Annotated in this window: 24 protein-coding genes; 11 read left to right on the top strand and 13 right to left on the bottom strand. The window is 69.4% G+C overall.

Translation table 11 applies throughout. The annotated features are described in order from the left end of the window. The first annotated feature begins 120 nt into the window (after positions 1-120). Genes DNK52_RS05780 through DNK52_RS05770 form a run of 3 tightly spaced genes read left to right on the top strand, consistent with a single transcriptional unit; the run spans position 121 to position 2,074 of the window. Positions 121-699, top strand: a complete 579-nt coding sequence (locus DNK52_RS05780; protein WP_110240056.1) for a DUF2243 domain-containing protein — start codon at positions 121-123, stop codon at positions 697-699. Continuing rightward, the gene (locus DNK52_RS05775) at positions 696-1,571 is read left to right on the top strand and encodes a cytochrome c oxidase assembly protein (RefSeq protein WP_110240055.1); all 876 of its coding nucleotides are present in this window, start codon (positions 696-698) and stop codon (positions 1,569-1,571) included. The genes DNK52_RS05780 and DNK52_RS05775 overlap by 4 nt, the downstream gene beginning before the upstream one ends. Continuing rightward, positions 1,568-2,074 (top strand): hypothetical protein, encoded by a 507-nt coding sequence (locus tag DNK52_RS05770; RefSeq protein ID WP_110240054.1) that lies wholly within the window; start codon positions 1,568-1,570, stop codon positions 2,072-2,074. The genes DNK52_RS05775 and DNK52_RS05770 overlap by 4 nt, the downstream gene beginning before the upstream one ends. On the opposite strand, the gene DNK52_RS05765 is transcribed toward DNK52_RS05770, so the two are convergent. The 5 genes from DNK52_RS05765 to DNK52_RS05745 are packed head-to-tail and all read right to left on the bottom strand — an operon-like array spanning position 2,068 to position 7,263. Next, positions 2,068-2,943, bottom strand: a complete 876-nt coding sequence (locus DNK52_RS05765) for a glycosyltransferase family 2 protein (protein ID WP_110240053.1) — start codon at positions 2,941-2,943, stop codon at positions 2,068-2,070. The two genes, DNK52_RS05770 and DNK52_RS05765, sit on opposite strands and share 7 nt — an antisense overlap. After that, positions 2,940-3,977, bottom strand: a complete 1,038-nt coding sequence (locus tag DNK52_RS05760; RefSeq protein ID WP_110240052.1) for a glycosyltransferase — start codon at positions 3,975-3,977, stop codon at positions 2,940-2,942. Before DNK52_RS05760 ends, DNK52_RS05765 begins: the two co-directional genes overlap by 4 nt. Then, positions 3,974-5,056: a glycosyltransferase family 4 protein gene (locus tag DNK52_RS05755; protein WP_110240051.1), complete on the bottom strand. Its 1,083-nt coding sequence runs from the start codon at positions 5,054-5,056 to the stop codon at positions 3,974-3,976. Before DNK52_RS05755 ends, DNK52_RS05760 begins: the two co-directional genes overlap by 4 nt. Continuing rightward, a complete protein-coding gene (locus DNK52_RS05750) occupies positions 5,053-6,159 on the bottom strand; it encodes a glycosyltransferase family protein (RefSeq protein WP_110240598.1) in 1,107 nt (368 codons plus the stop codon). Before DNK52_RS05750 ends, DNK52_RS05755 begins: the two co-directional genes overlap by 4 nt. Positions 6,160-6,216: 57 nt before the next feature. Next, a complete protein-coding gene (locus DNK52_RS05745; protein ID WP_110240050.1) occupies positions 6,217-7,263 on the bottom strand; it encodes an asparaginase in 1,047 nt (348 codons plus the stop codon). A gap of 205 nt (positions 7,264-7,468) precedes the next feature. Here DNK52_RS05745 and DNK52_RS05740 point away from each other — a divergent pair, with 205 nt between their 5' ends. From DNK52_RS05740 to DNK52_RS05730, 3 genes are read left to right on the top strand one after another with little or no spacing between them, the layout of a single operon-like run. Continuing rightward, a complete protein-coding gene (locus DNK52_RS05740; protein WP_110240049.1) occupies positions 7,469-8,125 on the top strand; it encodes an RsmD family RNA methyltransferase in 657 nt (218 codons plus the stop codon). Further along, positions 8,122-9,147, top strand: coding sequence for an iron-containing redox enzyme family protein (locus DNK52_RS05735; protein ID WP_110240048.1), 1,026 nt, complete (start codon positions 8,122-8,124; stop codon positions 9,145-9,147). The genes DNK52_RS05740 and DNK52_RS05735 overlap by 4 nt, the downstream gene beginning before the upstream one ends. Continuing rightward, complete coding sequence (locus tag DNK52_RS05730; protein WP_239455419.1) at positions 9,144-9,341, top strand: CDGSH iron-sulfur domain-containing protein; 198 nt, start codon at positions 9,144-9,146, stop codon at positions 9,339-9,341. Before DNK52_RS05735 ends, DNK52_RS05730 begins: the two co-directional genes overlap by 4 nt. Positions 9,342-9,353: 12 nt before the next feature. Here DNK52_RS05730 and DNK52_RS05725 read toward each other — a convergent pair whose 3' ends face one another. Beyond that, positions 9,354-11,747 (bottom strand): transketolase-like TK C-terminal-containing protein, encoded by a 2,394-nt coding sequence (locus DNK52_RS05725; protein WP_239455418.1) that lies wholly within the window; start codon positions 11,745-11,747, stop codon positions 9,354-9,356. A 155-nt stretch (positions 11,748-11,902) separates the two neighbouring features. Here DNK52_RS05725 and DNK52_RS05720 point away from each other — a divergent pair, with 155 nt between their 5' ends. The 3 genes from DNK52_RS05720 to DNK52_RS05710 are packed head-to-tail and all read left to right on the top strand — an operon-like array spanning position 11,903 to position 13,685. After that, on the top strand, positions 11,903-12,358 hold the full coding sequence (locus tag DNK52_RS05720) for an Lrp/AsnC family transcriptional regulator (RefSeq protein WP_110240045.1): 456 nt from the start codon (positions 11,903-11,905) through the stop codon (positions 12,356-12,358). A 20-nt stretch (positions 12,359-12,378) separates the two neighbouring features. After that, on the top strand, positions 12,379-12,957 hold the full coding sequence (locus tag DNK52_RS05715) for a DUF2238 domain-containing protein (RefSeq protein ID WP_204163412.1): 579 nt from the start codon (positions 12,379-12,381) through the stop codon (positions 12,955-12,957). Beyond that, positions 12,954-13,685, top strand: coding sequence for a glycosyltransferase family 2 protein (locus DNK52_RS05710; protein ID WP_110240044.1), 732 nt, complete (start codon positions 12,954-12,956; stop codon positions 13,683-13,685). The genes DNK52_RS05715 and DNK52_RS05710 overlap by 4 nt, the downstream gene beginning before the upstream one ends. A gap of 9 nt (positions 13,686-13,694) precedes the next feature. Here DNK52_RS05710 and DNK52_RS05705 read toward each other — a convergent pair whose 3' ends face one another. From DNK52_RS05705 to DNK52_RS05680, 7 genes are all read right to left on the bottom strand, one after another. Further along, complete coding sequence (locus DNK52_RS05705; RefSeq protein WP_110240043.1) at positions 13,695-14,597, bottom strand: prenyltransferase; 903 nt, start codon at positions 14,595-14,597, stop codon at positions 13,695-13,697. Next, positions 14,597-14,932 carry a lycopene cyclase domain-containing protein gene (locus DNK52_RS05700; protein ID WP_110240042.1) on the bottom strand — a complete coding sequence of 112 codons (336 nt, stop codon included), beginning with the start codon at positions 14,930-14,932 and terminating at the stop codon, positions 14,597-14,599. Before DNK52_RS05700 ends, DNK52_RS05705 begins: the two co-directional genes overlap by 1 nt. Next, on the bottom strand, positions 14,929-15,276 hold the full coding sequence (locus tag DNK52_RS05695) for a lycopene cyclase domain-containing protein (protein WP_110240041.1): 348 nt from the start codon (positions 15,274-15,276) through the stop codon (positions 14,929-14,931). The genes DNK52_RS05700 and DNK52_RS05695 overlap by 4 nt, the downstream gene beginning before the upstream one ends. Beyond that, positions 15,273-16,901, bottom strand: a complete 1,629-nt coding sequence (gene crtI / locus DNK52_RS15985) for a phytoene desaturase family protein (RefSeq protein WP_204163411.1) — start codon at positions 16,899-16,901, stop codon at positions 15,273-15,275. Before crtI ends, DNK52_RS05695 begins: the two co-directional genes overlap by 4 nt. Then, positions 16,898-17,803 (bottom strand): phytoene/squalene synthase family protein, encoded by a 906-nt coding sequence (locus DNK52_RS15980; RefSeq protein WP_162598635.1) that lies wholly within the window; start codon positions 17,801-17,803, stop codon positions 16,898-16,900. The genes crtI and DNK52_RS15980 overlap by 4 nt, the downstream gene beginning before the upstream one ends. Further along, positions 17,800-18,384 carry an isopentenyl-diphosphate Delta-isomerase gene (idi, locus tag DNK52_RS05685; RefSeq protein WP_420812348.1) on the bottom strand — a complete coding sequence of 195 codons (585 nt, stop codon included), beginning with the start codon at positions 18,382-18,384 and terminating at the stop codon, positions 17,800-17,802. Before idi ends, DNK52_RS15980 begins: the two co-directional genes overlap by 4 nt. A 140-nt stretch (positions 18,385-18,524) precedes the next feature. Then, positions 18,525-18,965: a hypothetical protein gene (locus DNK52_RS05680; protein ID WP_110240040.1), complete on the bottom strand. Its 441-nt coding sequence runs from the start codon at positions 18,963-18,965 to the stop codon at positions 18,525-18,527. Between the two features lie 429 nt (positions 18,966-19,394). Between DNK52_RS05680 and DNK52_RS15975 the strand changes: the two genes are divergently transcribed. After that, positions 19,395-20,030: a C40 family peptidase gene (locus DNK52_RS15975; protein ID WP_162598634.1), complete on the top strand. Its 636-nt coding sequence runs from the start codon at positions 19,395-19,397 to the stop codon at positions 20,028-20,030. 161 nt (positions 20,031-20,191) lie between these two features. Continuing rightward, positions 20,192-20,584, top strand: coding sequence for a nuclear transport factor 2 family protein (locus tag DNK52_RS05665; protein WP_110240037.1), 393 nt, complete (start codon positions 20,192-20,194; stop codon positions 20,582-20,584). The last annotated feature ends 35 nt before the right edge of the window (positions 20,585-20,619 follow it).

Raw genomic sequence — 20,619 nt, 5'->3', positions numbered from 1 at the left:
TCAACCAGCGTGTGGGTGATCGCAGTGCACGACGACCTCGATCGAGGTGACGCAGATCGCATGCGCGACACAGGTGCAGAAACGGGCAGGGTGGGTACAGGGGGTGTCGAAGGAGGTCTGATGACCAGCCACAGCGATCGCCGCCCGGGCATCGGCCACCCGGGTACCGGCCAGCCGCCGGAGCTCAGGGCCCCGGAGCTCAGGGCCCCGGGCATCGTTCTCGGCATCGGGCTGGGCGGCTTCGTCGACGGCATCGTCCTGCACCAGCTACTGCAGTGGCACCACCTGCTCACCAGCACCGACACCGACAACGTCGGGATCCCCTACTACCCGGACTCCACCGTGCACGGTCTGGAAATCAACACCCTCCTGGACGGCGTCTTCCACGTCTTCACCTGGCTGATGGTGCTGCTCGGCATGGCCATGCTCTTCAACAGACTCCGGACCGAGCACCCACCGGTGTGGCGCCACGGTGCGTTGTGGGCCTGGGTCCTGGTCGGCTGGGGCCTCTTCAACCTGGTGGAGGGGGCTGTCAATCATCACCTGCTCGGCATCCACCACGTCCGCCGCGGCGAGCACGAGCTCCTCTGGGACCTCGCCTTCCTCTTGCTCGGTGCCCTGCTCGTCCTCGGTGGTTGGTGGTGGGCGCGCCGGACCACGTCCCACGACGAGCGAGCACCGCAGGAGCCCGTCGCATGAGCCTTCCGCTGCACGCCGAACCCGACAGCGCCGGACTCCTGGTGGCGTACCTCCCGGTGGCCCTGCTGGCTGCCGCATGGTGCGGGTACCTGTCGCTGAGCCTGGAGGCTCGGGCGCGCCGCGGGTGGCCGGTGTGGCGCACCGTTGCCTTCACCGCAGGCATGTTCCTGCTGGCGGTGGCGTTCTCCCCCAGCTTCGACGAGTTCGCGGAGCACGACTTCAGTGGCCACGCCGCCCAACACCTCTTGATGGCGATGGTGGCTCCTGTGCTGCTCGTCATCGGCATGCCGGTGACCCTGATGCTGCGTACGCTCCCCTACCCGGCCGCTCGAAGGCTCGGGCGTCTGCTCAACAGTCGACCGGCCCGGCTGCTCACCACCCCGTCCCTGGCTCTGCTGGCCGCCAGTGGCGGGCTCGTGCTCCTCTACTTCACCCCGCTCTACGCCTTGAGCACCCATCACACGCCGGTGCACGTGCTGGTGCACGTACACCTGGTGCTGTCCGGCTTCCTCTTCGCGTGGGTGATCGCAGGCCTCGACCCTGCCGCGCGTCGCCATTCGGTGCGGGCCCGGCTCGTGGCCCTGGGGATCGCCATCGCCGTGCACGCCACTGTCTCCCAACTGCTGTACGCGGGTGTGTGGGTCCAGGTGCAGGAGCCGATGCCCCAGATGCAGGCCGCCGGGTCGCTGATGTACTTCGGAGGTGACCTCGCCGAGCTGCTCCTGGCCCTGGTCATGCTCCTCGCTGCCCGCCCACCTCGGCGCACGACTCCGCGTCTGTCCACCCCACCCGCACCCCGACAGGCAGCACCGAGGTGTGAGCCGGCGGCAATCGGGTACCACACAAGCACGACGACCCAGGAGGAACCATGAAGGACGTGGCCCGATACATGCAGGTGCACCTGGCCGGGGCAGCCGCCGGGATCGATCTCTTCGGCCTCAGCGGACGAAGGATCCTCGACGAGAAGATCAGCACGGAGGTGCTCCGCATCCGTGAGGAGTTGGTGGACGAACGCCAGCGCCTCGTGAGGATGGTCAAGGAGTTCGGCGCCAATGACCCCGTCGTTCTCAGCAGTGTCACCCGCCTCGGCGCCCAACTCGTACGCCTCGGCCCTGCGGGCAACTGGCGCCGCCGCACCCCCCTCACCGACCTGGTGGTGCTGGAGACGATGCGTGACGCCGTCGCGGGGAAGATCGCCGGCTGGCAGGCGCTGCTCACCGTCGTCGACGACCACGCGCCCCTCGACCGGGAGGAGTTGGAGTGGCTCCTGGCCCAGGGCGAGGAGCAGCACGACACACTGACCCAGGCTCACCGCGAGATCTCCTCACGGGTGCTCGCGAGCGAAGCGCGCCAGTCGCAGCCCTCCGCTCACTGACGCCTGGACCCGTCGGGCGACGTAGGTTCCCATCCGTCCTCGTTCCGTCGCACGAGCCCGGCGCGTTCGAACTCCTCCAACCATCCCAGCATCGGCCAGGTCCCCCACCGATCGGCGAACGTCCGCCCGTTGCGCAGGATGGCCTCCAGATGGCGCACCGGAGGCGACTCCGTCTGGTGGTACTGGTGGTAGGCCCGGGCGTCACCGGTCCAGCCGAGGTCTGCACCAGCGGTGACGACGAGGCGGGCGAAGTCGGTGTCCTCCCCGCCGTAACCGACGTACTCCTCGCAGAAGCCACCTGTGGCCTGCCACATCTGCGGTGAGAGCGCGAAGGAGAGCGACCAGAAGAGATTCGGGTCCCCTCCCCGCGTGCGCTCACCTGGACCGGGCGCTGGTCTGGCCGGGTGGGGATCGTCCCACCGTGCCAAGTCCGTGAGATCCAGGGCGCCGGGTGCCGGCTCTGACCCAGGGGTAGGCGCGGTGGCCGACCGAGGCAGGTAGGTGACCGGTCCGGACCACACCACCCCTGGCTCCTCTCTGACAGCGGTGGTGTAGCCCCGCACCAGGCCCCGGCCCGGGAGGCAGTCGACGTCGAGGAAGACCAGGATGTCCGCCCCGCGCTCCAGGGCGGCACGCGCCCCGGCGTTGCGGGCCTGCGCCAGCGGGAGTCCGTCTCGGTGGCTCGGCACGCTCAGGACCGTCGGCACCGGCCCGCTCGTCGGCACCCAGGTCGCGACCCACGGGTCATCCATGGCGACCACCACGTAGTCAGGGGCCGGTCCAGCGCACGCTGCCAGCGCCTGCTGCTGGCGCGCCAGATGGTCATGGCGCCCGTGGGCGATCGTCACCACGGCAGTCCTCGCGGTCATCGGAGGGTCGCCTCCTGCCCCGAGAGGTCCTGGAGCAGGGCAGCGAACCGGGCGGCCGCGTCGCCGCCCGACCAGCGGGACCATCCGCGACCGTCGAGGCTGGCCGCAGTGGCGAGCAGGGCCGGCCAGTCGGCGCTCTCCGGGTCGGTCTCCACGAGGGCGGGCCAACTGCCGTCGGCCAGCACCCCCGCCGTGCTCACCTGCTCGTCGTGCGGCCGCACCTCGGGGACGACGATGGCGGGACGCCCGGCCAGAGCCACATCCGCCAGGGCACCCAGCCCGGCGTGGGTGATGACCACCTCCGCCGCCCGCACGATCGCGAGCGGGTCGTCCACCCACGTCTCGGAGCGGCCCCCCAGCACGGTCCAACTCCACCCGGGTGCCAGACGCTGGGCGCGCTCGAGTGCTGCCACGCTGAGCCCTCCGCCTCCGCGCCCTCCGAGGACCACGACGCAGCGCTGCTGCACGACGACTGACGTGTCCGGTTCGGTGTGGACGGCCCTGTCGGCGTGGGCGGCCCTGTCGGCGTGGGCGGAGACCGCTCCGAGGCAGTGCAACCGCGCCCGGTCCTGCTCGGTCAGGCCCCGCACGGCCGACCTGGCAGCCTCGGGAACGAAGGCGACCAAGAGGTCGCAGAGACCGTGCGCGAGGCGGTGCGCGGCGTCCCCACGATCCCCCGGTTGGGTCACGCAGACCACCGGCACACCGTGCAGTCGAGCCAGGAGCGCGACCTCGACCGAGACATCACTGATCACCACGTCAGGGCGAGCCGTGTCGATCCAGTCGGCGATCCGCGCCATCCTGCTCCTGAGTCCCGGGTCCCCGAGCGGGGCCCAGTGCAGGTGGCCGCGAGCTGTCGGGTCGTGGGGCGGGTCCGACCGGTCGTCCGGGTCCAGCCGGATCCACGGGCCCTGCCACCCCGGGGGACGCTCCAGGGAGGAGAGACCGGTGACCTCGGCGTCGATCTGGTGAGCGAGGCGGAGCGCCCGGCTCACGTGGCCCTGCCCCTGGTGGTGGACGTAGTAACCGATCATGCGACGTCGGCGTTCGCCGGGATGACCTGACGGTAGAGGTCCACGTACTTGTCGACCATCGCCGCCAGGGAGAAGTGCTCCTGCACCCGACGTCGGACCGTCCGACGGTCCAGCTGACGGGCGCGCACCATCGCGCGGGCCAGGTCGTGGGGGTCGTCGGGGCGTGCGAGCGCTCCACCGTCCCGTCCCACGACCTCCGGCAACCCACCACGGGCGTACGCCGCCACCGGTGTGCCGCAGGCCATGGCCTCCGCCGCGACCAGACCGTACGGCTCGTCCCAGACCGGGCTGACGACCGCCACGCTCGCGCGCGCCACCATCGCGGCCAGCTCCCGGTGGCCCAGGTGGCCCCGGTACACGACTCCGTCGCCGAGCAGGGGCTCGACCTGCTCGGCGAAGTAGGTGGGGTCCAGCCGTGGACCGACCAGGTCCAGGTCCATCCCCGCGGCGCGGGCAGCCAGGATCGCGTGGTGGGGTGCCTTCTCCGCCACCAACCGCCCGAACCAGACCGCTGCACCACCCCCGGGTCCGTACGCCCATCGGTCGGTGTCGATCCCGTTGTGGATGGTGGTGCTGGCCACGTGCGGGGACCACGCCCGGGCCGTGGCGTGGCTCACCGAGACGAAGACGCTGCTGGGCGGAGCCAGGTCGATGGCCGACTCCAGGAGGTCGAGCGGCGGGGTGTGCAACGTGGTCACCACGACCGGGGACAGCGACCTGGCCATCGCGATCGGCAGGTAATGAAGGCTGTTGTTGTGCACCACGTCGAAGTGTCCGTACCCCTCCTGGGCCAGGTCCACCATCAGACCCAGATAGGCGTGGTGCTCGCTCATCCACTCCCGCGGGGTGGCGCCCACGTCGGCTCGGGCGGCGGCGCTGGGCTCCCGCTGCTTCACCTGCAGGTGGTGGACGTCGAGGGACGGGTCCGAGCCGGGAGCGGCGAAGAGGGACACCTGGTGCCCTCGCCGCACCAACTCGCGGGCCAACGCGTGGGTGTGTGCCTCCAGTCCGCCCACGAAGGGCTCAATGATCGGGAAGCGGCTCGCGGCGATCAGGCAGATCCTCAGGGCTCGGCTCACTGCACACTCCGATAGATCTCCGCGTGGCGCACAGCGACCACGTCGCGCTGCTGTCGGCGCTCCTCGAGCGTGAGGGCAGGGACGGGCGCTGACTCCTTTGCCCTGGTGAGGGCATCGACCAGCGACGTCGGGTCGAAGAGATCCTCCTCGTGGAGGTAGGAATGCACCGGCCCCTGGTCGGCGTAGTAGCCACAGGTCGGCGCGACCACGGTCGTGCCGATGTCGCGGCACGCCTCCAGCCATCCGGAGTGGGTCCCGAAGCGGTACGGGAGGACGGAGACGTCCAGGCCAGCCAGGTACTCCCACAGCTCTGCGTCGGTGAAGTAGTCGTGGATTCGCAGGTCGATCTCGCCGTCCTGGGCGCGCTCGTGCAGCCAGGTGGCCAGTTCGTCGTCGCGACGGCTGCCGGACCCACCCAGGACGTCGGTGTGGCCGTCGACCTGGAGGACCCCGCCAGGGATGCCGCGTACCGCTTCGAGCAGCGTCGGGAGGATCCGCATCGGGGCCATGCTGGCGCGCAGGCTCTTCACGTGCAGCCCCACTCGGAACTCGTCAGTGGGGCGCGCCCGGTGCTGGGCCTGGAAGGCCCTCATCTCGTCGAACTCCAGCACGTGCGGGTGCGGGACGACGTGCGCCGTACGTCCCCAGCGTCGGTGGATCTCGTCGGCGGCACCCCGGGTGAGGGTGATGAGGGCAGCGGCCCCACGGACGAGCACGTCCAACTGGGCGTCGTGCAGGCCACGGTCCAGGTGGTGCGGGTTGCGCAGATCGTGGACGGTGAGGACCAGAGGGGTTCCACGCTCCTCCAGGACCTGCACGAGCGCAGAGAGCTCGGCCGGGGTGCGAGCGTCGAAACCGAACTGCACGTGGAAGACGTCGAACTCATTCGTCCTGGCCCAGTGCGGATCCAGCATGGTGGGTGGCCACCACCGCTGCTCCGCGGAGCGTCCCGGATGGTCGGGGTGCGGGTCCCGGAGCCGTACGACCGGCGGGCCCACGTCGGACGACAGGTGACGGACGTAGACGTGGGAGGAAGGGACCGAGGCGACCGTGAGGACGTTCGTCGCCGCAGGTCGCACCGCGACAGGGGTACGGGTACGCATGGGCATTCCATACCCCGCGGAGAGGCCTTCAATTCCTCCTTGTGACGCTGCTCTCGATCAGAGCGTCAACAGCCGATCCAGCGCCGGCCGGTCCAGTCCCGCTGCCAGGGCGAGGACGAGCAGGAGTCGCGCCTTCGTGCCGTCGTACGCCCCGGTCCCGAGCAGGCCCCGAGCCCTCAGGTCGATCTCACCACCGGGATAGCCGTACGTCTGGGTCAGCACCTCGCCCGCGCCGGTCCGGGAGGCCAGGAGGACGGGCATCTGCTCCACCAGTCGCGAGAGGACGGGCGCGAGCGCGCGAGGGACATGTCCCCCACCGACCCCCTCGACGACCAGGCCCTGGACGTCCAGGCTGCCGACGGCCTGCAGAAGTTGGCCGTCGTCGCCGAGACCGATGCGGACCAGGGCCACGTTCGGCAGGTCGGTGCCCGCGATCACCCGCAATGGCGCTCCGCCCCGAACGGGCCGCAGCGCGATCCGCGGGCGCCCTTCAGTGACCCAGCCGATGGGTCCCAGGCCCGGTGACTCGAAGGCGGCCGGGTTGCTGGAGTGCGCCTTGCGGACGTGCCGTGCCGCGTGGACCGCGTCACCCAGGCACACCAGGACTCCGAGGTCACGGGCCTCCGGCGTGACCGCGAGTTGGACGGCGGCCAGGAGGTTGGCGGGCCCGTCGGCACCCGGACTCGACGGCGTCCGCATGGCCGCGGTGAAGATCACGGGCTGGGGCCGGTCCCAGAGGAGATCGACCATGAAGGCTGACTCCTCCAACGTGTCGGTGCCCTGGGTGACGACGATCCCGTCAGCTCCGCTGTCGACGGCGTCGCGCATCAGCTCGACCAGGGCAAGCAGGTCGCCGGGAGTGATCTCGACCGAGGGCACCTGCAGGACCTGGGTGGTCTCGACCCGGGCCACCTGGGCGATCAGGGGCACCGCGTCGACGAGTTCCCGGCCACTCACCGCCGGACGGACGCCGACCGCGGCACTCCCCTCGTCAGGCGAGGTCTGGGGAACGCTCGCGATCGTGCCGCCCAGCGCGAAGAGGCTGACCTGTGGCAGAGCGGTTGGCAGAAGGTTTGTCACAGGCGTCCCGGTCGGCTCGCTCATGGGTGTCTCTCCTCCTCGTCGCGGAGGAGCCATCCTAGGAAGAGGCTGGGCCGGCGACGATTCGCGCACCCAGCGTCACGTGATCTGCACCACTGGGTGATTGACTGCAGGGGCGGTTGACCCAGCGCGAAATGGGTACACGGAGACAGTCGTGAGCGGCCCTCAACGGTCCGCGTCGGTGTGACGTCCATCGAGGAGAGTCAGCATGCCCCAGTCCAGCACTTCGCTCGCAGAGCACGAGGCGACTTCGGTCGCCTACGGGCCACTCGAGATCGCGTACGACTCCCGAGTCCTCACCCCGCGCGACTGGACGAGGCAGCAGTCGACCTGGGCAGCAGACCTGATGCAGGACCTCCCGGACGGCCCGATCCTGGAGCTGTGCAGCGGCGCAGGACACATCGGCCTCCTCGCCGCACATCTCAGTGGGCGCCGCGCCGTCCTGGTCGACATGGAGCCCACCGCCTGCCACTACGCACGGCTCAACGCCGAGACCGCCGGTCTGGGCGAATTCGTCGAGGTGCGACTGGCTCGGGCGGATGCGGCCCTGCGCCCCGACGAGCGGTTCGCGTGTGTCATGGTCGACCCTCCTTGGGTCCCGACCAGCGAGATCGACCGTTTCCCTGAGGACCCGCGCCTAGCGATCGACGGGGGCGAGGACGGCCTCGATGTCATCCGTGACCTCCTCCACGTGGTGGCCCCTGCGCTGCTTCCCCACGGGGTCGCCCTCGTACAGCTGGGCACCAGCGCCCAGGTCGAACAACTGCACACGTGGCTCGACACCCCCGACAGCCCATCACTCACCATCACCGAGGTCCGCGTCCACGGCGACCGCGGGGTGGTCGCACTCCTGGAGCAGGCATGAGACTTCCCAAATCGCGAGGCCCCCTGAGTGCGTGGGTGCGCAACGCCGTCACCCACCCGGACCCCGTGGACCCGCTGCCGCCGATCACCACCGCACCGGGCTCCTCCTTGGACGACGATGATCTCCAGCTGGCTCTGTGGATGCTCTACGAGCTCCACTACCGGGGATTCGACGGCGCCCGGGACGACTCGGAATGGGACCACCACCTGCTGCGCGCGCGCCGTGAGATGGAAGTGGTCCTCGAGCGGGACCTGCGCCAGATCTGCCGCGAGCAAGTGCCAACGGCAGAGCCCGAGCGCATCGTGGAGCAGATCGAAGCCCTGATCGCGCAGAGCCCTGACAGCGGGCTGGCGGAGTTCATCGAGGAGCACGCCGACCGGGCACAGGTGGCTGAGTACCTCCGCCTGCGAAGCATCTACCACCTCAAGGAGTCCGACCCGCAGACCTTCGCGCTCCCCCGGCTGACGGGGCGCGCGAAGGTGGCCCTGGCCGAGTTGCAGTACGACGAGTACGGGGCCGGTCGTCCGGAGATGCTGCACCAGGACCTCTTCCGAGCGGCGCTGCGGGGCAGCGGCCTGAGCGACGAGTACGGCGCCTACATCGACGAGTTGGACGCCCCCACCCTGGCCTCCAACAACGTGATGAGCCTCTTCGCCCTCCACCGTCGTCTCCGCGGCGCCAGCATGGGTCACCTGGCCGTCTTCGAGGCGACCAGCAGTCTCCCGTGTCGTCGGATCAGCCGCGGCATCACGCGCGTCGGCCTCCCGCCGGAGGTCTCGGCCTACTACGACGAGCACGTCGAGGCGGACGCGGCGCACGAACAGGTCGCGTTGCGCGACATCTGCGGGGAACTCGTCGCTGCCGAGCCCTCGCTCGCCGATGACGTGCTCCTGGGGGCGCAGGTGTGCCTCCTGGTCGACGGCCATGCCGCGTCGCAACTCGTCCAGCGCTGGCGCAGCCGACGCACCAGCACCCTGCCCGGCCCCACCCCGGAGCCGCGTCTGTGGGCGGTCACCCGGTGAGCGCGCACGGCGATCAGGTGCGTACGACGAAGTGTCCCGGCGGGCCGCTGCTCGTGCGCGGGGCCGAGGCGTGGGAGGACAAGGACGGCGAGGTGCACCCGGTCACCCGGCCCGTGGTGGCGGTGTGCCGGTGCCGTCGCTCCGAGTTGCTGCCCTGGTGCGACGGCTCGCACAAGCTCCCCAAGGGAGGGTGACCGGCTCGCGGGTCAGCGCCCCAGGAGACCCAGGGCTGCGTCCACCATCGCAGCTGTGTCGATGCCGTGCAGGGCGTAGGCGTCCTCCAGGTTGCTGGACTGTCCGAAGTCGCTGACCCCCAGGCACCTGATCCGGTCCCCGCGCACTCCCGCGAGGTAGGAGAGGGTGTGCGGATGTCCGTCCATGACGGTCACGATCGGTGCTCGGTGCTCGTCCGGGAAGAGCACGTCGACGATGTCGTCGCCCGCCACGGCGCTCGCTGCGCCCACCGCGCCGCGACGATTGAAGGAACGGAACACCAGGTCCGGACTCGTCAGGCAGACGACTCCTGCCGTGGCCCCCTGCTCCGCCAACGCCTCGGCAGCAGCGATCACCTCCGGCATGATCGCACCGACCCCGACCAGGGTCACCTGCTCCTGGGCCGGGTCATGGGTGGTGATCCGGTAGCCACCGGAGACCGCGTGCCGACGCCGACGCTCCAGCAGCGTGGGGTCGCTGGGCAGGGCGGAAAGGTCCTGGGGCAACGGCCGGGTGGTGAGGCGGAAGTAGGACGAGGTTCCGCCCTCGATCCCCACCTGCTCCATCGCGGCGAGCATCGTCCACTCCAGGTCCTGCGCAAAGGCGGGCTCCCACGCGATGCACTGCGGCTGCTCGAGGCCGATCGAGGGAGTGGAGATCGACTGGTGGGCCCCGCCCTCGGGCGCCAGCGTCACCCCGGAGGGCGTGCCGATGATGATCGACTGGCCTCCGGCGTAGATGCCGTAGGACCACGGCTCCAACGCGCGCGGGATGAACGGGTCGTAGAGGGTGGCGATGGGGATCAGTCGCTCACCCCATCGCGACCACGTGGCACCGAGCTCGCCCAGGAGGCAGACCAGGTTGACCTCGGCGATGCCGAGTTCGATGTGCTGCCCATGGGTCCCTTCGGCCCACTTCAGCACCCGCTCGGAGTCGTCCGCGAACCAGTCGCGCCGGTCCTTGACCGACCAGACGCCGGTGCGGTTGATCCAGCCGCCGAGGTTGGTCGACGAGGCGACGTCGGGGCTGCAGGTCACCACGCGGTCGGCCATCTCGGGCACCTCGCGCGAGAGATCAGCCAGGAAGCGTCCCAGGGCAGCCTGGGTCGAGATGGGCGCGCGATGGGCGCGCGACATCGTGCTGGGCACGGAGATCTTCGGGGTGGCGGTGACGGGTTCCCGCTTCAGCTCCTCACCGCGTACGCGGCAGAGCTCGGCCGCGTCCGAGTCTGCGGGCAGCGGCTCCCAGGGATGTTCGGGGTCGACGCCCGAGGCCTCGGCCAGCTCGAGCATCTGCTCCTCGGTGATGAGGGCGGAGTGGTTGTTGGGGTGGCCCTCGGTCGGCAGGCCTCGGCCCTTGACGGTGTACGCGAAGATCACCGTCGGGCGAGTCGGGTCGATCTGACGGTAGGCCTCGAGCAACAGAGCAATGTCGTGCCCACCGAGGTCACGGATCGCAACCGCGAGCTCCTCAGCACTGATCGAGTCCAGCAGGTCACGCAACTCGGGGCTCGGGTCGGCGCCCACGATCCGCGCGACGACCTCGTCCCGGTCGACGCGCAGCATGCGCTGGTACTCCTCGTTGGGCATTTCCTCCAGGCGGGTGCGAAGTTCAGCTCCCCCCGGGCGCTCGAAGAGGCGGGAGATCGTGGATCCCCACTTCAGGGTGATGGTCTGCCATCCGGCGGCCTCGAACATCCCCCGCAACCGGTGCGTCTGCACGTCCGGGACGACCCGATCGAGGGACTGACGGTTGAGGTCGACGATCCAGAGCAGCTCCCCCAGGCAGGAGACGGCGGGGTCCGCGACGGCCTCCCAGATCGCGCCCTCATCCAGTTCGGCATCACCGATCAGACTGATGAAGCGACCCGCCTCAGGGGTCTCGGGGAAGCGGGACTTCACGTAGCGGTGCGACATCGCCGCCCACAGTGCCGCGGTGGCGCCGATGCCCACCGAGCCGGTGGAGAAGTCGACCGTGTCCGGGTCCTTGAGTCGGCTCGGGTAGGACTGCAACCCTCCCTTGGCACGCAGTGTGGTGAGGTGCTTGGCGTCGAGATCGCCCAGCAGGTGGTTGATCGCATGCAGGGCCGGCGAGGCGTGCGGCTTCACCGAGACCCGGTCCAACTCGGTCAGTTCGGCGAACCACAGCGAGACCATGATGTCGATCATGGAGGCGCTGGAGGCCTGGTGTCCTCCGACCTTGACCCCACTGGTGTTGACCCGGCCCCGGTTGGCCTCGTTGATCATCGCCGAGGACAGCCAGAGGACCCGTTGCGAGATCTCCCGCAACGTCGCGATCCGGGCCGCAGGAAGCGTCCTGGACAGTGGTGACGTCTCGGCGTCAGGGGTTGCCCGGGGGGTGGGCTGGGGGTTGTCCTGGGGGGTCACAGACGGGCTCCGCTCTCTCGGTACAGCATGTACAGGATTGAACGACGGCTCCCACGACGCAACTAACCAGCGCGAAACACCCTTCATAAGGCGCTTTCCGCCCTCAACAGGGGGGTCAGGGGGCGATTGTCGCTGCCTCGGGATAGTTTCGCGCCATGGCAGCATCCGACATCGACTCGGTGGATCGACAGATCCTCGACCTGCTCATCGAGAACGGTCGCCGCACCGTCAAGGAGGTCGCCGACCTGGTGGGCCTCTCCCCCAGCCCCGTCCGGAGACGGATCGAACGACTCGAACGCGTCGGCATCATCGCCGGCTACACGGCCGTGGTCGACGAGAGCCGCCTGGGCAACACGTTCGAGGCCTTCGCCGAGCTGAGGTTCGCCGGCAACACCAAGGTCGCCGAGATCACCGCCTCGGCCCGGAGCATCCCCGAGGTCATCGGTGTCTACACCGTGGCCGGCGACCCGGACGCGATCGTGCACTTCAAGGTCAACAGCGTGCAGCACCTGCACCAGCTGATCGACCTCATCCGCCGCGACGGGCACGTGATCGGCACCAAGACCTTGATGGTGCTCGATTCATGGCAGCGCGGGAAGCAAGTGGGGTGAGCCCGGGTAATCTCACCAGCATGCCGCTGACCGCCCCTGACACGCTCCGCGTGCTGGCTGCCGTGACTCTGGTCCCGGCCGTGGTGAACCACGGCGTCATCGGACTGGCGCTGATTCTTCTGGTCCTCGGGGGGTGCATGGTCCCGAGGGCGCTGGGCACGACAGCCTGGTTGGACGCCGCCTTCTGCTCGGCGGCGCTCTTCGCCGCCTGGGCAGCGCTGCTCGACTGGTACGTCTCCGTCGAATGGCTCGACCTGGCAGTGCACACGGTCTTCACCGCCCTGTTGGGCCTGCTGGCCTGGCAGTTGCTGCTCCGCAGCGGGGTGCTGGCTGAACCGACGACCCTGCTCGCCGCGCGCCTGGGCGCTGTCGTCTTCACCACCACGATGGCCACCACCCTGGCAGCCCTGTGGGAGATCGGTGAGTGGCTGGGGCACAACCATCTCGACAGCAGCATCCAGGTGGGTTATCAGGACACCCTCTCCGACCTGGCCGCCGGCGTCCTGGGCGCTCTCGCCGCCGGAATGCTCGCCGCCGCGGTGGCGGCCGGCTCGCCGCAGCCCGTGACTGCGACCGTTGAGGACGAGTACGCGCGTTGAGCCCGACCACGGTCTCCGTCGTCATCCCGGTGCGAGACGACGCCACCGAGCTGGCAGTCTGCCTCGCTCTCCTGGCTCGTCAGAGCCACCCGCTCCACGAGGTCGTCGTGGTGGACAACGGGTCGAGCGACGGCTCCGCCGCTGTCGCCCGCGCGGCAGGTGCCCGGGTCGTCCCGGAGAGCCGGATCGGTATCCCGCACGCGGCCGCGACCGGGTACGACGCCGCCACCGGCGACCTGATCGCTCGTCTCGATGCCGATTCCCGACCCTCCCCGGACTGGGTGGCTCGCATCGTCGAGGCGATGGCCGACCCAGCGACCGACGCCGTGACCGGTCCCGGACGCTTCCACGACCTCCCGCCGGTGATCAGGCAGCTCGCGGGTCTGCTCTACCTGGGCAGCTACTACGCGCTGACCTGGTTGGCACTCGCCAACATCCCGCTGTGGGGCTCGAGCATGGCCGTACGCCGCTCGGTGTGGTCCCGGGTCAGTCACCTGGTCCACCGTGACGCGGACGTGCACGACGACATGGACCTCGCCTTCGTGCTCGGTCCGCGCGCCACGATCCGCTACGTCCGCGCCCTTCGAGTGGGAGTCTCCGGGCGTTCGGTCCGTGGATCACGTCAGTTGCGGCGGCGGATGGACCGCGCCTTCACCACGCTGCGGCTGAACTGGGAGGTCCAGCCGCCCTGGGAACGCTGGCAGGCCCGGATCACTCGTCGGCTCTGAGCGGACTCGTCAGCGCAGGACGGCGAAGATGATCAGCTGGGTCACCAGGAAGCCGGTGAGGAAGTTCAGCCACAGGAATCGCCGCCACCCTGCGTTGGCGCGCTCGCAGTCGTCGTCCGTGATGCCCAGGTAGGGCGCCACGTTGGCGACGTACGGCAGCACCAGGGCCGCAGAGAGCATCGCCGGCCATCCCGTGGCCAGCAGCACCAGACCAGCGGCCAGGTAGGCACCCAGGGCGAACCACGTCGTCACCCGCGCACCCATCACCGTGCCGACCGAACCTATCGCGGCCTCACGGTCCGCCCGGACGTCCTGGACGGCACCGAACGCGTGCGAGCCCACGCCCCACAGGAAGAATCCGACCAGGGCGGCGACGACCTCGGTCTCCAGCGTGGTCTCCCCGCCACGCGCAGCCGCCAGCGCCAACCCGAAGACGGCAGGGCTGACGAAGTGCGTGCTCGAGGTGAGCGAGTCCAGGAAGGGTCGCTCCTTGAAGCGCAGCACGGGGGCCGAATAGGCCACGACGGCGAAGACGCTCACGGCGAGGACCGCAGCCGAGAGCGCGGAACCCAGGAGCAGCAGCACCGCCACGAAGGGCACGTTGACCAGGATCGCTGACCACAGGGTCAGTCTGTGCAGCGAGCGGTCCAGGACCACTCCCTCGACCCCACCCTTGCGGGGGTTGCGCAGGTCCGACTCGTAGTCGAACACGTCATTGAGGCCGTACATCAAGAGGTTGTAGGGCACCAGGAACCACAGGCAGCCCAGCCAGAAGGCCACGTCCAACCCGCCGCCGAAGAGCAGGTACGCAGCGCCGAACGGGAACGCCGTGTTGACCCACGACAGCGGTCGGGACGACGCCAGCACGGTGGCGACCCCGGACGACGGCCTGCGGTCGGTGGCGACGTTCATCACGACTCCTCGCCGGTGGCCGGCCGGACGACGCGGCGCCCCGGGGTGAGCAGCAGGACCATGGCGGGCACCACCGCCACGGCAGCGATCGGCCAGGCGAAGTCCTCGATCGGGGCGAGACCGATGCGCAGACCGACGAGCTTGCTCTCGTCGAAGCGGAACAGGTCAGCGGCAATCATCACCGTGTCGAAGACTGCGGTGAGGACCACCAGGGTCAGGCAGGTCAGGCCGGTCGCGGCCCACCAGCGGCGCGAGGGGCGGCGTACGACCACCGCCACCACCAAGAACGGGACAGAGGCCAGGACGAAGAGCCCGGCCAGGGTCAGATACGTCACCGAGCCCCCTCGACGTCGGCGGAGCGGTCTGCGACGTGCGCCAACACCTTGGTGAAGAGCCCGTGGAACACCCCGGTGATGTAGCAGAGGAAGGTGATGAAGAAGAGCTCCTCCAGGGGCAACTCAGGGGCCACCTCGATCCCGGTCATCGCCGGCGAGGCGCCCTTGCTGTAGGCACCCACTTCGATCGCGACGAGGTCCCAGACCAGGAAGAGCACGAACCCCACCGCCACGGCGACCACGGCCACCTTGGGCCGGTCGAAGAGGAAGAGTCGCCAACGGCGGTCCACCAGCCCCATGCACGCCATGGAGACCATGACGAAGCCCAGGTACAGCAGGCTCATCGGCGCTCGCCCGCGCCCGGCAACGGCGCCTCGACGCCCACGGTGGACTGGTCCCCGCGCAACCGCTTGAGCACCAACTCCGCGCTGATCAGGCACATCGGCAGACCGATCCCGGGAATCGTGCTGGAGCCGGCGTACAGCAGGCCGTCGATCTTCTTCGAGGCGTTGCCCGCCCGGAAGAAGGCACTCTGGGCCATCGTGTGGCCGGGCCCGAGCGCCCCACCGGACCAGGCGTTCAGATCGGTGGCGAAGTCCGCGGGACCCACGGTCCGGCGCACCACGATGCGCTCGGCAAGGTTGTCGATGCCCGCCCACGACCCCAGCTGCGCGATGGCCGCGTCGGCTGCCTTCTCGACCGCCGGGTCACCGGCGCCGTCGATGCCGCCGTGACCGAGTGTCACGTCGGCGGGCACCGGCACCAGGATGAAGATGTTCTCGTGGCCGGGTGGTGCCACCGAGTCGTCGGTCGCCGAGGGGCGGCAGACGTAGGTGGAGGCAGGGTCGGGGACACGGCGCTCGTCCCCGAAGACGTCGTCGAAGTTCGTCTCCCAGTCCCGGGTGAAGAACATCGTGTGGTGGGCGAGCTCCGGCACGCTGCCCTCGACGCCCAGGTAGACGAGCACGGCACCGGGACCGGGGTCGCGGCGACGCCACCACTTCTCGCTGAATGTCTGCAACTCGGGAGGTAGGAGCTCGGTCTCCATGTGGTGCAGGTCGGCGGCGCCGACGACGACGTCCGCCTCGATCTGGTGGAGCTCACCGTGCGCGTCGCGATAGGTGACACCGCTGACGCGGGGACGGCCTCGTCCGGCGCCACCGGGCTCATGGTCGACGTCGACAGCGGTGACGCATGCTCCGGTGTGCACCACCACCCCCGCCTCCCGGGCGAGTGCAGCAATGGCATCGATCAGGGTGGTGAAGCCACCCTGGGGGTAGAGCACGCCGTCGGCCAGGTCCATCCTGCTCATCAGGTGGTACAGCGCCGGGACCCTACTCGGGGACGAGCCCAGGAAGACGGCCGGGTAACCCAGGATCTGCCGCAACCGGTGGTCCTTGAAACGCGACGCGACATGCGCCTGGAGGCTGCGGGTGAGGAGTGCCAGCAAGCGCGGGGACTTGCGTACGACGCCGGGGCTCATCAGCTTCTGCGGGCGTTCGAAGCTGGTGTAGAGGAAGTGCTCGACCGCCAGCCGGTAGGCCTCGTCGGCCGAGTCGAGGTAGGCGGACAGCGCTGCAGCGCCGCCGTGCTCGACCTCCTCGAAGAGAGCCAGGTTGGCCTCGCGCGCGGCCCGGGTCTCCAGCGGGACCTGATCGCCCTCGAAGTACACCCGGTAGCCCGGATCCAGGAGTCGGAGATCGAGCTGCTCCGCGGCGCTGGTCCCGAGCAACGCGAAGAAGTGTTCGAAGACGTCCGGCATCAGGTACCACGACGGTCCGGTGTCGAACCTGAAGCCGTCCTTGCTCCACGAGCCTGCGCGGCCACCGATCTCGTCGCGCTTCTCGAGCAGTTCGACCGTCCAGCCGTCAGCGGCGAGCAGAGCCGCCGTGGCCAGGCCCGAGATGCCCCCACCGACGACGACCACGCGTCGCCCGCCGGACACGTCGTCTGCAATCTTCTGGTTCATGACCCACCCCTCGTGACTGCCCGTGCGATCAGCTGTGCCTTGCGTGGGGTCGAGACGCGGACCCGCCGGGTCCGGATCACCTCGGGAGCCGTGCCACGCAACTGGTCGGAGAGCTCCGCGAAGAGTGCGTGGGCCGCGACTACCGCCCGCCGACTGCTGGTGGGCAACTGGACCATCGTCGCGGCCGCGACGGCGAGGTCGGAGTCGATGTCGTCGAGGAGCCGGTCCCGGTCCGCCGCGTCGAATCGCGCCACGTCGAGCCCGGGGAAGTAGCTACGACCCAACTCGTCGTGGTCGGCAGCCAGGTCGCGCAGGAAGTTGACCTTCTGGAAGGCGGCACCCAGACGCAGCGCCCCCTCACGCAGGCGCAGGTACTCACCCTGCGGGTCAGCACTCTCGACCAGGAAGGCGCGCAGGCACATGAGTCCCACGACCTCCGCCGAGCCGTGCACGTAGGCAGCGAAGCTCGCCGGATCGTGCTCGGCCCGCACGAGATCCATGCGCATCGACTCGAAGAAGGGGTCGAACAGTTCGGCACCGATGCCGCAGTGGCGTGCGGTGCGGGCGAAGGCGTGCACCACCAGGTTGGCACTGTGGCCGGTCCTCAAGGCGTCGCGTACCTCGGCGTGGAGACGCTCGAGCAGCACGGACTGGGTCTCCGCGTCACCGTCCGGGCGGGGAGCATCGACGAGTTCGTCGGCGACCCGCACCAACGCGTACACGTTGCGGACGTGCGTACGCACCGGCTCGGCAAGCAACCGCGAGGCCAGGCCGAAGGAGGTGGAGTAGCGCCGGATCACGACGTCCGAGGCAGCTTCGGCCACTTCGTCGTACAGCTCGTGGGGCGCCAGCCGGTCCGCGGCGCCGCGGCGACCGATACGCGGGGCGCTCCACCCGCTCATCGGACCTCCGCCGTGTCGGTCGACGCGCCGCGGCGGGAGGCAGCGCGCGCGCTGAAGGCCTCGACCTCTGTCCAGCGACCTGCTTCGTCCAGCTCTGCTGCCTGTGCCGCCAGCCACGGGCTGAGTGCCCAGGGAGCGGCGTCGAGCGCTGCCCGGAGTTGGGCGAGGCCGAGCCAGTGGTGCTCCACCACCTCGTCGGGATGGGGAACGACCGGGCCAGGGACCCGGGCCAGGAACACCGGGCAGTACTCGTTCTCCACGGTGCCGCCGGCGTCGACCGCCCGGTAGGCGAAGTCGGGCAGCAGAGCGGTGATGTCGGCGACGTCGACCCCCAACTCCACGCGCCCATGACGAGCCACCGCCTCGACCAAGGACTCCGTGGGCCGCGGGTGGCCACAGAAGGAGTTGGTCCACACACCCGGCCATGACCGCTTGCCGAGCGCACGACGGGTCATGAGGAGCTGGCCCGACTCGTCGACGAGCCAGCAGGAGAAGGCGAGGTGGAACGGAGTTTCCTGACTGTGGATCCCCTCACGCGGCGCCTGGCCGATCGGATGCCTGTCCTGGTCCAGCAGCACCACGAGGTCAGCGGCGTCCCCAGCCGGAAGCCGGTCGGGAAGCCCAGCCCGGGCCGAGGTGGGAGGGGACAGATCAGGCGTCAGTGGCACGGAATCTCCGATCGGGTCCAGACAGATCGACCAGTCTGGCACGTCCAGTCAGCTCAGTCGGTGTGCGACGGCTGCGGGTCGGTGTCGTCCCCGACGATGATCCCCTCCGCCACCATCACGTCGGGGCCCCAGCAGACCATCTCGGCGGAGGTCGGGAAGTCCGTCGGCACGCACAGCAGGGACAGTCCACCTTCCATCCGCCACACGCTCGGGGTCTGCGAGTCCTGCAGCTTCTCGGCGTCGGGGGCTTCGATCACAGCCACCTGGGCCTCGGTCTGCAGTGCCTCCTCCATGACCTCGATGGTCCGCTCCGCCTGGCTCGACGACGACTCCGGCAGGAGGTCGGAGTGGTCGATCACGACCGCCGCGCAAGCGGCGACCAACGAGAGCAGGAGGAAGGCCAGGACACGGCCCGGGCCGGCCTTCGCCGAGAACGGGAGCGTGAGCAGACCAGCCAGCAGGATGCCGCCGAATGCAATGAGGTACAGGTACAAGACAATTCCTTCACGATGGCCTTACGCGGCCGGGCCGCGAGCGTGACGGACGATACGCCACCGGCCCCAACGCCCCACGGTTGCCATGACCCGCCAACCCACCCGTAGGAGCGCCAACGCACTCGTGTGCGCAAGCGCACACCGCCTTTGATGTGCATTTCCGCGATCCCGCACGCACTCTGGATCACAGGCAGCCCTGCTGCTCAGCCCTCACTGAACTGGTGGGGCCACCCGGACCGCGCTGAAGCTCGACACGTCGCCGGGGTGACTCGAAACGCAAGAATCGAGTGGTGTCGAGCGCGGCTGACCCAGCTGCACGCCGTTCCCCCAGGGACGGCTCGGGGTGAAGGCGATCCCCAGATCGCCCGGACACGGCAGTCCGAATCCGACAGGTCATCAGTCGCAGGCGCGTGCCGGAGAAATTTCATCATGCGACAGTTCATGTCGTTCATCTGTGGTGCCCTCGTGGCCACCGCACTCACCGTGGGCATGCTCACGGTCCCCGCCCAGTCAGCCCCCGTCGACGGCAACACCAGCAGCACGTCGCTCGACGACAGCAGCCCCACTGCTTCGTCGGACCAGGAGAAGGCTGCCCAGAAGAAGGCTGCCAAGGCGAAGAAGAAGGCCGCCAAGGCAAAGAAGGCCGCGAAGAAGAAGGCCCGGGCCAAGGCCAAGAAGGCTGCGAAGAAGAGGGCCAAGGCCAAGAAGGTCAAGCGCCTCAAGCAGCGCCCGCTCAGGGCACTGAAGCGCGCTCGCACCCGAGCTGGCATGTCCTACCGCTACGGTTCCTCGGGCCCCCACGCCTTCGACTGTTCCGGTCTGGTCCGTTGGGCCTACGCCAAGGTCGGCAAGAACCTCCCCCGCACTTCGGGGGCACAGGCCGCGAGCACCAAGCGGACGAAGAAGCCCCGCAAGGGTGACCTCGTGTTCTTCCACAACCGCGGTCGCGTCTACCACGTGGGCCTGTACGCGGGTGGGAACAAGGTCTTCCACGCCTCCCGCCCCGGCAAGCCGGTCGGCAAGGAGCGCATCTGGAGCAGGTCGGTCTTCTACGGACGCGCCTGAGCACCTCTCAGCGATCGACCACAAGCACTGACCCCGGCGACCTCTCGGTCGGCCGGGGTCAGTGCCTTCAGTGCCTACAGTGCTTTCAGTGCTGCGTTGGACAGGCAGGGGCTCGGTGTGACCACAATCCGTGCACCAGAGCTGACACACCCGGAGGTCCGATGAGCGCATTTCGCAAGGCCGTGGAGTCCGGCGACCACGCCGGCATCGAGGACCTGCTGGCCGAGGGCGTGAGGTTCACCAGCCCCGTTGCGTTCCGTCCGTACGAGGGCAGGGCGATCACGGCTGCGATCCTGCGCGGGGTGCTGCGGGTCTTCACCGACTTCCACTACGTACGCGAGATCATCAGCCCCGACGGACGCGACCAGGCCCTCCTCTTCCGGACGTGGGTCGATGGCAAGGAGGTGCACGGCTGCGACTTCCTCCATCTGGACGACGAGGGACGCATCGATGACTTCATGGTGATGGTGCGTCCGCTGTCGGCCGCCCAGGCGCTCGCCGCTGCCATGGGTGCCCAGTTCGAGCAGATTGCACGCGAGGCCGCCGAATCCTGAAAGCAGCTCCCCCGGGCGCACGTGCCTAGAATCGC

Source organism: Nocardioides gilvus, assembly GCF_003194605.1.
Lineage (GTDB): Bacteria > Actinomycetota > Actinomycetes > Propionibacteriales > Nocardioidaceae > Nocardioides > Nocardioides gilvus.
Note: the sequence above shows the minus strand (reverse complement) of the source record. Positions and strands in the feature narration are given on the sequence as shown.

What these genes read in the sequence shown, in the direction of transcription:
- DNK52_RS05735 (WP_110240048.1), top strand. Translation starts at nt 8,122, where the DNA reads ATGAGACTTCCCAAATCGCGAGGCCCCCTGAGTGCGTGGGTGCGCAAC.
- crtI (WP_204163411.1), bottom strand. Translation starts at nt 16,901, where the DNA reads ATGAACCAGAAGATTGCAGACGACGTGTCCGGCGGGCGACGCGTGGTC.
- DNK52_RS05780 (WP_110240056.1), top strand. Translation starts at nt 121, where the DNA reads ATGACCAGCCACAGCGATCGCCGCCCGGGCATCGGCCACCCGGGTACC.
- DNK52_RS05760 (WP_110240052.1), bottom strand. Translation starts at nt 3,977, where the DNA reads ATGATCGGTTACTACGTCCACCACCAGGGGCAGGGCCACGTGAGCCGG.
- DNK52_RS05715 (WP_204163412.1), top strand. Translation starts at nt 12,379, where the DNA reads ATGCCGCTGACCGCCCCTGACACGCTCCGCGTGCTGGCTGCCGTGACT.
- DNK52_RS05720 (WP_110240045.1), top strand. Translation starts at nt 11,903, where the DNA reads ATGGCAGCATCCGACATCGACTCGGTGGATCGACAGATCCTCGACCTG.
- DNK52_RS05665 (WP_110240037.1), top strand. Translation starts at nt 20,192, where the DNA reads ATGAGCGCATTTCGCAAGGCCGTGGAGTCCGGCGACCACGCCGGCATC.
- DNK52_RS05705 (WP_110240043.1), bottom strand. Translation starts at nt 14,597, where the DNA reads ATGAACGTCGCCACCGACCGCAGGCCGTCGTCCGGGGTCGCCACCGTG.
- DNK52_RS15980 (WP_162598635.1), bottom strand. Translation starts at nt 17,803, where the DNA reads ATGAGCGGGTGGAGCGCCCCGCGTATCGGTCGCCGCGGCGCCGCGGAC.
- DNK52_RS05770 (WP_110240054.1), top strand. Translation starts at nt 1,568, where the DNA reads ATGAAGGACGTGGCCCGATACATGCAGGTGCACCTGGCCGGGGCAGCC.
- DNK52_RS05765 (WP_110240053.1), bottom strand. Translation starts at nt 2,943, where the DNA reads ATGACCGCGAGGACTGCCGTGGTGACGATCGCCCACGGGCGCCATGAC.
- DNK52_RS05695 (WP_110240041.1), bottom strand. Translation starts at nt 15,276, where the DNA reads ATGAGCCTGCTGTACCTGGGCTTCGTCATGGTCTCCATGGCGTGCATG.
- DNK52_RS15975 (WP_162598634.1), top strand. Translation starts at nt 19,395, where the DNA reads ATGCGACAGTTCATGTCGTTCATCTGTGGTGCCCTCGTGGCCACCGCA.
- DNK52_RS05775 (WP_110240055.1), top strand. Translation starts at nt 696, where the DNA reads ATGAGCCTTCCGCTGCACGCCGAACCCGACAGCGCCGGACTCCTGGTG.
- DNK52_RS05745 (WP_110240050.1), bottom strand. Translation starts at nt 7,263, where the DNA reads ATGAGCGAGCCGACCGGGACGCCTGTGACAAACCTTCTGCCAACCGCT.
- DNK52_RS05740 (WP_110240049.1), top strand. Translation starts at nt 7,469, where the DNA reads ATGCCCCAGTCCAGCACTTCGCTCGCAGAGCACGAGGCGACTTCGGTC.
- DNK52_RS05750 (WP_110240598.1), bottom strand. Translation starts at nt 6,159, where the DNA reads ATGCGTACCCGTACCCCTGTCGCGGTGCGACCTGCGGCGACGAACGTC.